Genomic DNA, 14859 nt, shown 5'->3' with positions numbered 1-14859 from the left:
GGAATCATGCCTTAAATATTAAAACTAGCTAATTAACTTAACGAGTAATCTTTCACTTTTTCTAAAGCAATCACAAAGGGTGGATCATTTTGTTGATTTAGAAACTCGTATTTTAATACATGTACATATTTTTGGGGAAGTTGACTAACATATTCTATGACAGCATCTCGTTCTTCCTTACCACCCGGATGACCATGATAAATGACAAGGACAATAAGACCACCGATTTTGAGCAGTTGTAGTAAATCTTCAATTGCTTGTATTGTCGTATTTGGCTGTGTAATGATGTCGTGATTACTTCCAGGCAAATACCCAAGATTAAAAATTGCAGCAGCTACTGGCTTGTGTACATAGTTGACTACTTCTTCATGCCCTCTATGTAAGACAAGTGCACGATGCTCTAAGCCATTATCTAAAAGGCGATGGAGAGTTGCATCAACAGCGCTCTTTTGAATATCAAAGGCGTATACTTGGCCTTCATCGCCGACAAGCTGTGCTAAAAACAATGTATCGTAGCCGTTTCCTGCTGTGGCATCCACTACAGTATCGCCCTCTTTAACTGTTTCTTTTATTAGCTGTTGAGCATATTGTAAAACGCGCTGTAACTTCATTTGGCAACCTCAGCTTGATAAAATTTCCCTTGCCAGCTTCCACGTCGTTCAAGCTCAGCATCAATGCCATTTAATACTTCCCATTTATTAACACTCCACATCGGGCCAATCATTAAATCAATTGGTCCATCGCCCGTGATACGATGAATAACCATATCTGGTGGTAGAATTTCAAGTTGATCTGCTACAAGTTTTGTATAAACGTCCTGATCTAAAAATTCTAACATACCCTTTTCGTATTGCTTAACCATTGGTGTACCCTTTAAAAGGTGCAGTAAATGAATTTTAATACCTTGTACATCGAGCTTTGCAACTTCACAAGCAGTTTCCATCATCATGTCATAATCTTCAAGAGGAAGACCATTAATAATGTGCGAACAAACTCGAATACCATGTTTTCGTAGCTTTTCAACACCTTCCACATAGGTTGCATAATCGTGGGCACGATTTATAAGATTTGCAGTTTTTTCATGAACAGTTTGAAGCCCAAGCTCAATCCACAAATAAGTGCGCTCGTTTAATTCAGCTAAATATTCGACTACATCATCTGGTAGACAGTCCGGGCGAGTTGCGATGGATAATCCAACAACACCTTCTTGAGCCAACGCAGCTTCAAATTTTTCCTTTAACACTGGTAGCGGCGCATGTGTATTTGTATACGCTTGGAAGTAGGCCATGTATTTGCCATCCTTCCATTTTTGATGCATTTTGTCACGTATTTCAGCAAATTGCACCTCAATAGGATCAACTTTGTTGCCCGCAAAATCACCTGAACCTGCTGCACTACAAAACGTACAACCTCCAAAGGCAACGGTTCCATCACGATTTGGGCAGTCGAAGCCTGCGTCTAGTGCTACTTTAAAAACTTTATGACCAAATTGCTCACGTAAATAGCGATTCCATGTATAATATCTTTTCCCGTCTGAAGGAAAAGGAAAGTTTGTTTCTGTCATTTATTTCACTCCTCTAACACTATATTTTATCATGTGTCAATGGTTCCGTCATGAGGTAAGAATTTATTATTAAGGACTTTACTATTTAATACTGGGAAAGCTGAGCGAAAAAATAAGACGACTGGTGCGAATCATGGAGGTAGCTGAGCAAAAAGGACAATGACCTGAGCGAATCAAAGAGTGCTTTTCGTAACCAACACTAAAAATACCTTCATTAATAGCGTTCTAAAGTCTATGTAAAAAGAGTAAATTTATTTTTCTTGTACTTTTGTATTTTTCAACATAAACTAACTATTTAGAGTAGCGAAATATTGGAGGATATTTTATGCCAAAAAGCGTTTGGTTTTTAATTATCGGAATGCTTGTGAACACGACGGGCAACTCATTTTTATGGCCATTAAACGCCATTTATTTGCACGATTATTTAGGGAAGTCACTTGCGATGGCTGGCTTTGTGTTGATGTTGAATTCTGCTGCCGGTGTAATAGGGAATCTCTTGGGTGGTTATTTATTTGATAGAATAGGTGGCTATAAATCAACAATGTTTGGCATTCTTTTGACGATTGCCTCATTAATAGCCCTAACGATTTGGCATGGCTGGCCACATTATGTGTGGATATTAACGATACTTGGCTTTAGTGGAGGTATCGTATTCCCTGGGATGTTTGCTTTAGCTGGAACTGCGTGGCCTGAGGGTGGACGAAAGGCCTTTAACGCTATTTATTTAGCTCAAAATCTAGGAGTGGCAATTGGACCTGCACTTGCCGGGGTTGTTGCTGATTACCAATTTGACTACGTCTTTAAGGTCAACTTAGCCATGTATATTTTGTTCTTTTTTATAGCTTTATTTACTTTTAAACAATTAGAAGAGGGTAGCATTGCTCCGAAGAATGTCGTGAGTGAAAGTAAGCGAATTATTAATAAAGCACCGTTTTATGCATTATTAATTATAAGTTCATCCTCTGTGCTATGCTGGTTAGCGTATTCACAATGGAGTGCGACTATTTCTTCCTATACGCAAGATTTAGGATTAGGATTGAAACAGTACAGCTTACTATGGACTATTAATGGCCTTCTCATCGTTTTAGGGCAACCGCTAATTGCGCCGCTAGTAAAACGTTGGGAAAATAAATTGAAGCGTCAATTAGTATTTGGTGTTACCCTCATCGCAATATCCTTTGGAATCATTGCATTTGCAAGTGATTTTAAAATGTTTGGGGCAGCAATGGTCGTGTTAACTTTTGGTGAAATGTTTTATACGCCTGCTTTACCTACCATCGCCAATCAGCTTGCACCAAAAGGGCGTCAGGGCTTTTATCAAGGAATTATTAATAGTGCAGCAACAACAGGTCGTATGATTGGCCCATTATTTGGTGGTGTTATGGTCGATCAGTTTGGCATGATTGCGCTCGTATCAATTCTAGTAATTATTGTATTGTTTGCGATTATTCCATGCCTTATCTATGATTATCCTTTACGAAAGAATAAAACAGTGACAGATTAATAGGGTAAATTTAACAAATATTTTGAGGGAACGAGCAAAAACTGTGTGGGAAACACGTTTTTTGTTCGTTTTTTAATGTTTGATATTGAAAGTAAGCATATATTAGCGTACAATCATTCATACATATTCAAATATTTGAATATATAAAAATGAAGTTCCGTGGAGGGATTTATGTGGAAGAGAGCTTGCAGCAATTTAAGGCAGACTTTTTTAAAGCTTTAGCACATCCATTACGAATTAGAATATTGGAATTATTAGTAGATGGTAAAAAGAATGTCAATGAAATTCAAAGCTGCTTAGAAAAAGAAGGCTCAGCTGTTTCCCAGCAATTAAGTGTATTACGGAGCAAAAATATTGTGTATGGGACGAAAGAGGGGAAAAAAGTTTACTATTCTTTGAGTGATCCGATGATTGGAGAATTACTTGGTGTCGCAAAAGATATTTTCAACAATCACTTAATAAATACAATTTCAAGATTAGAAGAAATGACTATTAACGAAAATAATGAAGAGGATATGTAAATTTTGTAGACTGAGTTCTTATGAAACATTTACCTTGCTATTATTTTGAAGGGAAGATTTATAGATGAAGTCACTGTTTACAGGACGATATGAAGGATATTCTGTTCATCATTTGAAGAAAGATTTAATTTCAGGGATTATTGTCGGGATTGTGGCAATACCGCTGGCAATGTCCTTTGCCATTGCGTCAGGTGTTAAGCCTGAGTATGGAATATATACAGCTGTTATTGCTGGGATACTTATTTCACTTTTGGGTGGTTCGAAGTATCAAATCGGGGGACCTACAGGTGCTTTTGTGCCAATTCTGCTTGGAATAGTCATTTCGTATGGCTATGAAAACTTACTGGTCGCAGGATTAATGGCCGGGATTATTTTGTGTTTAATGGGTATCTTTAAACTTGGCTCATTAATTAAATTTATTCCTCGTCCTGTAACGATAGGATTTACAGCAGGAATTGCGGTTAGTATTTTTACAGGTCAGATTGCCAATTTCTTAGGTTTGACTAATATTAAGAGACATGAGTATTTTATTGACAATGTAAAAGAAATTGTTTTGCATATTGGTACGACAAACCTTTATAGTGTTTTAACGGCAATCATTAGTCTTATTATTATTTTAATAACACCGAAAGTATTACCTAAAGTACCAGGGGCGCTAGCGGGGATTGTTGTTTCTACATTAGTTGCAACGTTCTTTTTTTCTGGACAAGTTGCCACAATAGCAACGGCCTATGGTCAAATTCCGAATACATTACCGAATTTTGCAATTCCGGATATCACATTTGAGCGAATTCAGCTACTTATTGGGCCAGCGTTTGTAATTGCCATGCTTGGTGGAATTGAATCACTTCTATCTGCAGTAGTAGCGGATGGCATGACAAATACAAAACATAATAGTAATCGAGAACTTGTTGGTCAAGGAATTGCTAATATTATCACTCCTTTCTTTGGTGGGATTCCTGCAACGGGTGCTATTGCTCGTACTGCGACGAATATAAAAACAGGAGCAGTATCACCAATATCAGGTGTTATTCACGGTGTATTTGTATTAGTCACTTTATTATTGTTAGCGCCCTTTGCTTCACATATTCCATTAGCAAGTATGGCTCCAGTTTTAATGGTTGTGGCATGGAATATGAGTGAACAAAAGCATTTTGCACATATTGTTAAATTAAAATCAGGAGATTCTCTCGTTTTAATCATTACGTTTCTTCTTACTGTTTTTACAAGTTTAACATTAGCTGTAGAGGTTGGGCTCGTGTTAGCAGTCGTATTATTTGCGAAGCGTATGAGCGAAAAGCTAGTAGTAACAAAGGTATTACCAGACCATTCGTTAAAGAGTGGAAAAGTGCAATCACATGTTGTTCATCAGAAGCATGACTGTCCACAAATTAGTATTTATACGATCGAGGGCCCACTTTTCTTTGGTGCAGCTCAAACTTTTGAGCAGGCAATTGTAAGTTCCATTCATCATCAACAAAAAGTTTTGATATTACGCATGAGTAAAGTGCCCTTTATGGATTCAACAGGTGAGGCGTATTTTAGTAATATCATTCAAAATTTCAAAACGCAGGGTGGTACCATTTTAGTTACAGGTGTGCAAGATGATTTGAAAATAGCACTACAAAACAATGGCTTATATACTGCAATTGGTGAAGAGAATTTCTATCAGCATACAGGAGAGGCGATTAATAAAGCTTTCAGCTATTTAGATACAAATAAATGCATTGGATGTAAGCATTTTGCTTTTCGTGAATGTCAGGAGTTATCCCCCCTACCAACGGAGAAAAAGGATTTAATTATTCAGTAATGGGTTAGTATGTTAACAAAGGCTTGTGCTTTTTAGTACTTTCCATTAGAATAAATGCAATACATGTAAAGACAGTGATGAGGAATAGTAGATTTGTGGTTCTTTTTAGAGAGCTAGCGGTTGGTGGGAGCTAGTAGGAAAGCAAATTGAACTCGCCTTCTGAGTCTGCCCGCGTGAAATAGCGCGTGCCGTTCCTTCCGCGTTAAGGAAGCTAGAGCCGAGTGTGATCACTAATTTGGGTGGTACCGCGGGAGATACGAATTCTCTCGTCCCTTTCTGATAAAGAAAGGGGCGAGTTTTTTTATTTTTTAAATATTTTGTCAATTCTAGTGAAAAGCATGACACATTCAAAGGAGGAAAAATAATGAGTTTTAATCATCAACAAATCGAAAAAAAGTGGCAGCAATATTGGGCTGATAATAAAACTTTCAAAACTGAAAATGAAACAGAAAAACCAAAATTTTATGCGTTAGATATGTTCCCATACCCATCTGGTGCAGGTCTTCATGTAGGGCATCCAGAGGGATACACAGCAACAGACATTCTTTCCCGCTTTAAACGTATGCAAGGCTATAACGTCCTACATCCTATGGGCTGGGATGCTTTCGGTTTACCAGCAGAACAATATGCACTTGATACAGGAAATGACCCAGCAGAATTTACAGCGAAAAATATTGCGACATTCAAGCGTCAAATCCAAGAGCTAGGCTTTAGCTATGATTGGGATCGTGAAATTAACACAACAGATCCAGAATATTATAAATGGACACAATGGATCTTTATCCAACTTTATAAAAAAGGCTTAGCCTATGTAGATGAAGTAGCTGTAAACTGGTGTCCAGCACTTGGAACAGTACTTGCAAACGAAGAAGTTATTGATGGAAAGTCAGAGCGTGGTGGTCATCCTGTAGAACGTCGTCCAATGAAACAATGGATGCTTAAAATTACAGCCTATGCTGACCGTTTAATCGATGACTTAGAGGAAGTTGATTGGCCAGAGTCTATTAAGGATATGCAACGTAACTGGATTGGTCGTTCGGAAGGTGCAGAAGTAACATTTAACATTGATGGCACAGATGAAAACTTCACAGTGTTTACAACTCGTCCTGATACATTATTTGGTGCTACATACTGTGTTATTGCACCTGAGCATAAATTAGTAGAGCAAATTACAACTGCTGAACAACGTCAAGCTGTTGAAGCTTATTTAGATAAAGTAAAATTGAAATCTGATTTAGAGCGTACAGATTTAGCGAAAGAAAAAACAGGCGTATTCACAGGTGCCTATGCAGTCAATCCAATTAACGGTAAAAAAATGCCGATTTGGATTGCGGACTACGTATTAATATCATACGGTACTGGTGCAATCATGGCGGTTCCAGCACATGATGAGCGCGACTATGAATTCGCAACAGAATTTGGTTTAGAAATTATTCCTGTACTTGAAGGTGGAGACATTAGTAAAGAAGCATTCACAGGGGATGGTAAGCACATTAACTCTGACTTCCTTGATGGCTTAAACAAAGAGGACGGTATTGCTAAGGCAATTGAATGGCTTGAGGAAAAAGGCGTAGGGGAGAAGAAAATCTCTTACCGTCTTCGCGACTGGTTATTCTCTCGTCAACGTTACTGGGGTGAGCCAATCCCTATGATTCATTGGGAAGATGGTACAACGACACCAGTGCCGGAATCAGAATTACCATTAATGCTACCTAAAACAGATAATATTCGTCCTTCAGGTACTGGTGAATCTCCACTAGCGAATATTTCTGAATGGGTAAATGTTGTTGACCCTGAAACAGGCAAAAAAGGTCGTCGCGAAACGAACACGATGCCACAGTGGGCAGGTTCTAGCTGGTACTTCATACGTTATATTGACCCAACAAATAAAGAAGCAATTGCGGACCCTGAGTTACTAAAACGCTGGTTACCAGTTGATATTTATATCGGTGGGGCAGAGCATGCCGTATTACACTTACTATACGCTCGCTTCTGGCACAAAGTATTATACGATCTAGGTGTTGTACACACGAAAGAGCCATTCCACAAATTATTTAACCAAGGGATGATTCTTGGTGAAGGTAATGAAAAAATGTCTAAATCAAAAGGCAATGTCGTTAACCCTGATGAAATCATTTCTTCACATGGTGCTGATACTTTACGTCTATATGAAATGTTTATGGGGCCACTTGAAGCTTCTGTTGCATGGTCAACAAATGGCTTGGACGGGGCACGTCGCTTCTTAGATCGTATTTGGCGTTTATTTACCAATGAAGAAGACGGTACAATCGCTGCTAAAATTCAAGCGTCTGATGACAAAACTCTTGAAAAGTCATATCATCAAACTGTGAAAAAAGTGACAGAGGATTACGAAGGAATTCGCTTCAATACAGCTATTTCACAAATGATGGTATTCATCAATGATTGCTACAAAGCAGATGTTATTCCAACAGCATACGCTGAAGGTTTTGTGAAGATGTTAGCTCCAATGGTTCCGCACGTTGCAGAAGAGTTATGGCAGATTTTAGGTCATAACGAAACACTTGCATATAAGGAATGGCCAACATATGACGAGTCTAAACTTGTTGATGATGAAGTGGAAATCGCAGTTCAGGTTGCCGGCAAAGTACGTGCAAAAATCATCGTAGCGAAAGATGCTTCAAAAGAAGAAATCGAAAAAGTAGCACTTGCAGATGACAAAGTACAAGAGTATATGGCAGGCAAAAATTTAATAAAAATTATTGTCATTCCAGGCAAGCTTGTTAATATTGTAGTTAAATAATAATGTAAAAAGTGTCCAATATTTGGGCGCTTTTTTCTTTTCTACTGAAACCAACTGAGATTTCGATACGACTATAGTGTGAATAGGAGGTGTTTGTTTGAGTGAGCATTTAGCGAATATTATGGATGAGCATGGTGAGTATTGTCTTCGAGTAGCTTATCTATATGTTAAAGACTGGACAATTGCAGAAGAAATCGTTCAAGATGTGTTTTTTGCCTATTATCGGCAGCAGGAGCGCTTTGAACAAAGATCCTCACTAAAAACATATTTAGTAAAAATAACAGTACATAAAAGTCATGACTATTTACGAAGCTGGAAAAATAAACGTCATATTTTATTTGAAAAGCTGCACATCGGAGTCAGCAAGCGAACGCCTGAAACAAATTTACTTGAAAAGGATGAGCTAAGAATTTTGACAGCAGCCTTGTTTGAGCTTCCGATCATCTATAGAGAGGTTATAATTCTTTATTATTATCAAGAATTAAAGGTTCGAGAGATAGCAGAGGTTCTTGTATGTACAGAAAATACAGTGAAAACAAGACTGCGTAGAGCTAGACAAATATTGCAGGAAAAACTGGACAAAAGTCATTGGGAGGTGCTAGAAGATGACATCTTTTAAGGATAAACTGGATAAAGAACTTGGAGAAGCCCCACGGTTTTCGCAACAATTGCAGGAGAGTATTTTGCAAAATGTATATCAGCAAAATAAACAACCTCATAGATGGCAATATCCAGCGATTATCATTGGAGCAGTCGTGACGTTACTCTGTTTGATTTTAATTGGTCCATGGAAGCAAATAGATACAGCTAAGCATGCTACGGTTGTTGAACTAGCCCAACATGAAGATATTAAACAATTTACTAGTGCACATAATTGGGAGGGAGATTCCTTTAAGGCTGGAAGAACTGGCTGGATCATAGGACAACGAGCTTATAAAAAAGATTCAGAAACAACGCTCATAGCCAATGTGCTACAGAAAGCAGTTATATCGCAGAAGGATACTAATTATTTTGCATTTCGTGATGTATGGGTGGAGTTTGACAATGGGCAGGCTGTGCAACTGAAAATGTTCTTAAACGATGAGCAGCTAGCTTTTAGCGATCGACATACAAATATCTTTTACAAAGTGAAAGATGAAGATACTGCCTTAGCATTTATTGCCCTTATGCGAAAAGATGATAAAGATATTAGTTTCGGTGAGATGTTTACTTTTTTAATAATTGCTCTCTTTCTATTGTGGCTTATTGAAAAAGCTATTCGAAAAATGTTTAGCATTCCAAAGGAGCCAAAATATATCAATACAGGCCATCAACTTACAACGTATATTGCTAAGTTTATAAATGCAGTGGTTATAATTTTATTTAATATAAATGGCTGGTTTTTATATACAGCAGCAATATGCGGATTTTTAGCTGTCGCCATGGTAAGTTCTATTATGATTGAATATTATTATGGGCGTGAAGAAAAAAGACATTACGTAACGATTATTTCATCGATCGTAATAGGACCTACAATAATTATATTTCTCTTTTATTCTCTATAAAAAGAGAAACTAAAGAAAAAGAGATGCTCGAATTATTCCAGAGCATCTCTTTTTGATATATTACTAGATTAATTATGAACTCCATTTAAAAAGAACTGTTTTTATTTGTGTGCTATAGCAAATGTATTTATGAAAACTGATAGGTTTAGTTGTTTTTGAATTTAAAAGCATGACTGGCCATAGTTAAAAAGAATATGCAGGATTCTTTTTAAAAGAAAAAATATATATTTGAATAATAAAAATGAATGGGTAATGATTATTCATTTTGAAATATGCAAAATGTGTATTGTATTTATTTGATTTAAAATCCATTAAAAGTTAAAAGTGTAATATAATATTTTTTTTGATTTCCTTTTTATACGAAAGAAATTCATTTATTTAAGTTTTAAAATTCTCTTTTGTTCTAGATATTTCTATGTAATGAATATTTGTTTATGGTCTTTTAATGAAGTATGGAGAAATTGTGAGGGGGAGGAAAAGTGAAATACATATAGGTTACATGTGAAAATATGCACAAAATTAATTATATCAAAATAATTTAATAGTGGTTGGATAATAGAGTAGAAAAATAATATTAGCTAAAAAATGTAATAATTTTCGTTTAATAAACATCTATTTACTTAGAGACTGTAGGGTTTTCGTTATCATATTACTAGGGTAAAAAATAAAATACTTTTTGGAGAAATAATATTTTTTAAAAAAACATCTTGCATTTGAATAATTCTAAATGGTAAATTGTTTTACATGGACGTTCATAAAACTTTCACAGGTAGCAAAAGAGGGGAGAAAAGAGAATTTATGAATAAAAATAGATGGTTAATTGCATTATCCGCAATCGCTATTCATCTTTCGATCGGTGGAGCCTATGCATACAGTGTATACAAGCTACCGATTGTCACAGAAATGGGATGGAGCGAAACAAACGTAACGATTGCCTTTACAATAATGATGGGGCTTGCTGGTTCTTCCGCAGCGTTATTTGGTAGCTTAGTAGAGAAAATGGGGCCACGTAAATCTGCGATGATAGCAGCTGTTCTATTTGGAGCAGGACAAGCTGGTGCTGGTGTGGCGATTTCAATGGATTCCGTAACAATGTACTGGTTAACATATGGTTTACTAAGTGGATTGGGTATGGGTATTGGTTATATTTCACCTGTATCGACATTAGTAAAATGGTTCCCAGACCGTCGAGGTTTAGCAACAGGTATGGCTGTACTTGGATTTGGATCAGGGGCACTAATTACAGCGCCTGTCGCAGCTAACTTAATGGAGGCTGTGGGTATTTCTACAACTTACTTTATTTTAGGGGCAAGTTATTTCACGTTAATGATTTTAGGGGCTTTATATATAGTACCGCCTGCACCTGATTATATGCCAGCGAATATGAAAGCGGCTGCAAACAATGGTAAAGAAGTTGTGAAAAAAGATTTAGCAGTAATGTCAGCGCGTGAAGCTGTAAAAACTAAGCATTTCTGGATGCTATGGTCGATGCATTTAGTAAACGTAACAGCAGGTATTATGATGATTTCTGTTGCATCTCCAATGGCTCAGGAAATTGTAGGATTATCAGTTGCGGGAGCCGCAGCAATGGTAGGAGTAATGGGATTATTTAATGGTGGTGGTCGTTTAGTATGGGCTGCTGTGTCTGACTATATTGGTCGTTCGAACGTCTTTGTAATTTTCTTTATCGCACAGCTAGTTACATTTATCGTCTTACCATATACAACAAACGTAATTATTTTCCAAGCACTTATTTTCTTAGTTGTTAGTTGCTATGGTGGAGGATTCTCGAATTTACCTGCATTTGCAAGTGATTTATTCGGTACGAAGCAACTTGGTGTTATTCATGGTTATTTATTAACTACATGGTCAATAGGTGGCGTATTTGGCCCACTTTTAGTAAGCGCAATTAAAAATGCTTATGGAAGCTATATTCCAGTATTCTATGTGTTTACAGGGTTAATTGCAGCTTCATTAATTATTTCATTAACTTTACGTGCAGATGTACGTAAACGCACAGCATTAAAAGAAGCTTCTCAAAAGGTTGGAGACGTCTCCGCTACACAATAAATAATACTTTCAATTCGCACTTGAAGGTATTGGCCATATGAGTGTCATTTCGCACATGACGCTTGTATGGTCTTTTTTTATAGTTGTTGTTATATAACACTTGATTAATCTCTGTTTAATGTATAACAGTCGGTGTCTGATGTCAATATCATTACGGGAAATAAAGTGATTTCGCTACCAAAAGAGAAATTTTGTAACGGAAAGCAAATGCATGGTTCAATAATCAATTTTCAAAAGGGTTTCCTAAAACTAGGGATTTTTTTCACCCTATTTTATCTTCATTCAGCATAAAATAATAACAGTACTGCCTTGTGCATTGATTTATTGCTAGTTGGAATCGTATTTGTCAGAAAAATAGCAACCGCTAATGATCTATTGAGTAAGTCTAGTTAGAGTGCTAAATTCAAGTAGAAGTATACCTTTTGTTGATTGAATCTTTTTAAAAGTTAATGCGTATATAAAGTAAATGAGGAGGCAGATTGATATGGGGAAATTTTCTTTAAATGAGTTTATTAATAAAACACAGCAGGACGACAACGAAAATGAATATTTCGAGTTAGAAACTGAGCGTGTATTAGAGGTCAACCTAAATGGCGAGGTTTGGTCGAAAATGGGCGCGATGATTTCTTACATAGGAGATATAAAATTTGAGCGTGAACGTGTGCTAGAGCATGGCCTAGGTAAAATGTTTAAAAAAGCATTAACAGGCGAAGGTACACAACTTATGAAAGCGAAAGGTAAGGGGCGACTTTATTTAGCCGATCAAGGGAAAAAAATAACGGTTTTCGATTTAAAGGATGAAAGTATTTGTGTAAACGGCAATGATTTACTCGCCTTTGAGCCAAGTATAGATTGGGATATTCATTTAATGCGTAAAATGGCAGGAGTCATGTCAGGTGGGCTGTTTAATGTAACCTTACAAGGAAGAGGGAAGGTAGCCATTACAACTCATTTCGAACCGTTAACATTGTTAGTGAAGCCTGGTGAAACGATCTATACTGATCCACATGCCACAGTAGCATGGTCAGGTAATTTGGCACCAGAATTTAAAACAGATATTAGCTTCCGAACATTTATCGGCCGTGGTAGTGGTGAATCTATTCAGATGGCTTTTTCAGGTGAAGGTTTTGTCATCATTCAACCATATGAGGAAGTATATATGTCTAAAGATAGCTAAAAAAGCGTGTCCTGTATTTTTAGGACACGCTTTTCGCTTTTTATATGATAGAAAGTAGCTCGAATCGCTGATAAATTGAAAGAAATCGCTGATAAAAACCTGGAATCGCCGATAACTCGCTGAAAATCGCTGATAAAAGGATCGAAATCGCCGATAACTCCCGAAAAATCGCTGATAGAAGTCCGAGACATAGAGTATATTACATTCCTGCGTTCATCCCTGCAATACGTCCTGTAACGAGTGCAGACGTTATATTATAGCCACCTGTGTAGCCATGAATGTCGAGGATTTCTCCACAGAAAAATAAACCAATCTTTTTCTTCGAAGCCATTGTCTTTGGTTCAATCTCTTTAACAGAGATGCCGCCTCCAGTGACAAATGCTTTTTCAAGGGATTGCGTACCACTAACTGTCATTGTGAAATTGACGAGTAGTCTAGCTAAGTTGCGGATTTTTTCCTGTGATAATTCATTGCCTGTCATTTGGACATCGATGTCTGCACGTTCACATAAAAATAATAGCCAGCGTTCAGGCGCAATTCCTTTCCAAACGTTTTTTACAGCTTTTTTTGGATCTTCTTTAATGAGTCTGTTTAAATATTGCAGGCATGTTTCCTCATTATAATCAACAAGAGTTTGAATACGCATTGTCACAGGCTCATAACCTGTTTTCATTAATTCTTTTACGACAAATTGACTACAGCGTAAAACTGCAGGACCGCTTATTCCGAAATGAGTAAAGAGCATATCCATTTGATGTGTTACGAGCACCTTGCCCTTTTTGTTTAAAACAGAGACAGCGACATCTCGTAACGCAAGCCCCTGTAGCTCACGAGCCTGAATAAAATCCTCTTTTGATAGAACAGGAACCTCGGTAGGGAAAAGCGTTGTGATTGTATGACCAGCACGTTCTGCCCATGGATAACCATCTCCTGTTGAGCCTGTTTGTGGAACAGCTTTCCCACCAACGGCTACGACTACTGCCTCACTACGAATTTCTGTGCCATCTGTAAGGCGTACCCCGAGAATTTTTTCCTCATCCATTAAAAGTTTGTTAACGGGTGTGTTTAAGCGTACTTCAACATGTAGCCTCTGAAGTTGACGAATAAGTGCATCTACAACATCTTGTGCGCGGTTGGATACCGGAAACATACGCCCATGATCCTCCTCTTTTAATGCCACACCAAGTCCTTCGAAAAATGCGATAATATCTTCGTTATTGTAAACCGTAAAAGGACTGTAAAGAAAACGTCCATTTCCAGGAATGTGTTTGACTATTTCTTCAACAGACAAACGATTTGTGACATTACAGCGACCGCCGCCTGAAATGGCCAATTTTTTGCCGAGCTTTGTCCCTTTTTCTAGTAATAATACTTTCTTTTTACGCTCTCCAGCAGCGATAGCAGCCATTAAACCGGATGGACCACCACCGATAACGATAACATCGTACATATATTTAAAAACTCACTTTCTCTTCAAATTAGGAATCTTTCCTATTATACATGAAGTCTATATAGAGGGGCTTCTTTCACATTGAAAATATAACAAAAGTATTTTATAATGCTTTATCTTCTACTTTAAGTAGCTCGTCACCATAACGTGGAGTTGATTTCCGTTCCGACTAGGCGCTTTCCTGGGGGCGTCCGATGAGCCGCTTCGCTTCGCTTCGCTGTAGGGTCTCGGGCCAACACGATGTTGGTCACGAAGGCGTTATCACAGGATGTGATAGTTTTAGCCTTCGTTCCTCTATTCGCTAATCCCCAAGGAGTCGCCTAGTCTCCACTACAATCAACTTATACACATGACATACTTTTTAATACAATGTCATCTAAAACTTTCGGTGATGAGCTTTCAAATGTGAAATTTAGGAGGAAGATGGAAAAATAAAG

The 14859-nt window shown here is 37.4% G+C and carries 11 protein-coding genes and 1 other annotated feature; of the genes, 8 read left to right on the top strand and 3 right to left on the bottom strand.

Annotated features, from left to right (window positions below):
- Positions 1-32: 32 nt before the first annotated feature.
- Both ACQKMV_RS18685 and ACQKMV_RS18680 read right to left on the bottom strand, forming a co-directional pair.
- Positions 33-611 carry a class I SAM-dependent methyltransferase gene (locus ACQKMV_RS18685; protein WP_427505761.1) on the bottom strand — a complete coding sequence of 193 codons (579 nt, stop codon included), beginning with the start codon at positions 609-611 and terminating at the stop codon, positions 33-35.
- A complete protein-coding gene (locus ACQKMV_RS18680) occupies positions 608-1564 on the bottom strand; it encodes a TIGR01212 family radical SAM protein (protein WP_427505759.1) in 957 nt (318 codons plus the stop codon). Before ACQKMV_RS18680 ends, ACQKMV_RS18685 begins: the two co-directional genes overlap by 4 nt.
- Before the next feature lie 325 nt (positions 1565-1889).
- Between ACQKMV_RS18680 and ACQKMV_RS18675 the strand changes: the two genes are divergently transcribed.
- From ACQKMV_RS18675 to ACQKMV_RS18640, 8 genes are all read left to right on the top strand, one after another.
- Positions 1890-3068: an MDR family MFS transporter gene (locus ACQKMV_RS18675; RefSeq protein ID WP_427505758.1), complete on the top strand. Its 1179-nt coding sequence runs from the start codon at positions 1890-1892 to the stop codon at positions 3066-3068.
- Between the two features lie 173 nt (positions 3069-3241).
- The gene (locus tag ACQKMV_RS18670; protein ID WP_427505757.1) at positions 3242-3589 is read left to right on the top strand and encodes an ArsR/SmtB family transcription factor; all 348 of its coding nucleotides are present in this window, start codon (positions 3242-3244) and stop codon (positions 3587-3589) included.
- Between the two features lie 64 nt (positions 3590-3653).
- Entirely contained in the window at positions 3654-5399 is a 1746-nt protein-coding gene (locus ACQKMV_RS18665; protein ID WP_427505755.1) for a SulP family inorganic anion transporter, read from the top strand.
- 65 nt (positions 5400-5464) lie between these two features.
- Positions 5465-5676, top strand: a binding site (T-box leader).
- Between the two features lie 87 nt (positions 5677-5763).
- Positions 5764-8181 carry a leucine--tRNA ligase gene (gene leuS / locus ACQKMV_RS18660; protein WP_427505753.1) on the top strand — a complete coding sequence of 806 codons (2418 nt, stop codon included), beginning with the start codon at positions 5764-5766 and terminating at the stop codon, positions 8179-8181.
- 97 nt (positions 8182-8278) lie between these two features.
- Positions 8279-8800, top strand: a complete 522-nt coding sequence (locus ACQKMV_RS18655) for a sigma-70 family RNA polymerase sigma factor (protein ID WP_427505752.1) — start codon at positions 8279-8281, stop codon at positions 8798-8800.
- Positions 8787-9725 carry a DUF4181 domain-containing protein gene (locus ACQKMV_RS18650; protein ID WP_427505751.1) on the top strand — a complete coding sequence of 313 codons (939 nt, stop codon included), beginning with the start codon at positions 8787-8789 and terminating at the stop codon, positions 9723-9725. The genes ACQKMV_RS18655 and ACQKMV_RS18650 overlap by 14 nt, the downstream gene beginning before the upstream one ends.
- 798 nt (positions 9726-10523) lie before the next feature.
- Positions 10524-11795 carry an L-lactate MFS transporter gene (locus ACQKMV_RS18645; protein WP_427505749.1) on the top strand — a complete coding sequence of 424 codons (1272 nt, stop codon included), beginning with the start codon at positions 10524-10526 and terminating at the stop codon, positions 11793-11795.
- Positions 11796-12279: 484 nt separating this feature from the next.
- Positions 12280-12972, top strand: a complete 693-nt coding sequence (locus tag ACQKMV_RS18640) for an AIM24 family protein (protein WP_427505747.1) — start codon at positions 12280-12282, stop codon at positions 12970-12972.
- Between the two features lie 199 nt (positions 12973-13171).
- Here ACQKMV_RS18640 and ACQKMV_RS18635 read toward each other — a convergent pair whose 3' ends face one another.
- The gene (locus tag ACQKMV_RS18635; protein WP_427505745.1) at positions 13172-14422 is read right to left on the bottom strand and encodes an NAD(P)/FAD-dependent oxidoreductase; all 1251 of its coding nucleotides are present in this window, start codon (positions 14420-14422) and stop codon (positions 13172-13174) included.
- Positions 14423-14859 lie beyond the last annotated feature (437 nt).

The organism is Lysinibacillus sp. NPDC094403 (genome assembly GCF_050278745.1).
Lineage (GTDB): Bacteria > Bacillota > Bacilli > Bacillales_A > Planococcaceae > Lysinibacillus.
Note: the sequence above shows the minus strand (reverse complement) of the source record. Positions and strands in the feature narration are given on the sequence as shown.

Bases quoted from the DNA above. Each gene is read 5' to 3' on its own strand.
- ACQKMV_RS18685 (WP_427505761.1), bottom strand. From the start codon at position 611: ATGAAGTTACAGCGCGTTTTACAATATGCTCAACAGCTAATAAAAGAA.
- ACQKMV_RS18680 (WP_427505759.1), bottom strand. From the start codon at position 1,564: ATGACAGAAACAAACTTTCCTTTTCCTTCAGACGGGAAAAGATATTAT.
- ACQKMV_RS18675 (WP_427505758.1), top strand. From the start codon at position 1,890: ATGCCAAAAAGCGTTTGGTTTTTAATTATCGGAATGCTTGTGAACACG.
- ACQKMV_RS18665 (WP_427505755.1), top strand. From the start codon at position 3,654: ATGAAGTCACTGTTTACAGGACGATATGAAGGATATTCTGTTCATCAT.
- leuS (WP_427505753.1), top strand. From the start codon at position 5,764: ATGAGTTTTAATCATCAACAAATCGAAAAAAAGTGGCAGCAATATTGG.
- ACQKMV_RS18650 (WP_427505751.1), top strand. From the start codon at position 8,787: ATGACATCTTTTAAGGATAAACTGGATAAAGAACTTGGAGAAGCCCCA.
- ACQKMV_RS18645 (WP_427505749.1), top strand. From the start codon at position 10,524: ATGAATAAAAATAGATGGTTAATTGCATTATCCGCAATCGCTATTCAT.
- ACQKMV_RS18640 (WP_427505747.1), top strand. From the start codon at position 12,280: ATGGGGAAATTTTCTTTAAATGAGTTTATTAATAAAACACAGCAGGAC.
- ACQKMV_RS18635 (WP_427505745.1), bottom strand. From the start codon at position 14,422: ATGTACGATGTTATCGTTATCGGTGGTGGTCCATCCGGTTTAATGGCT.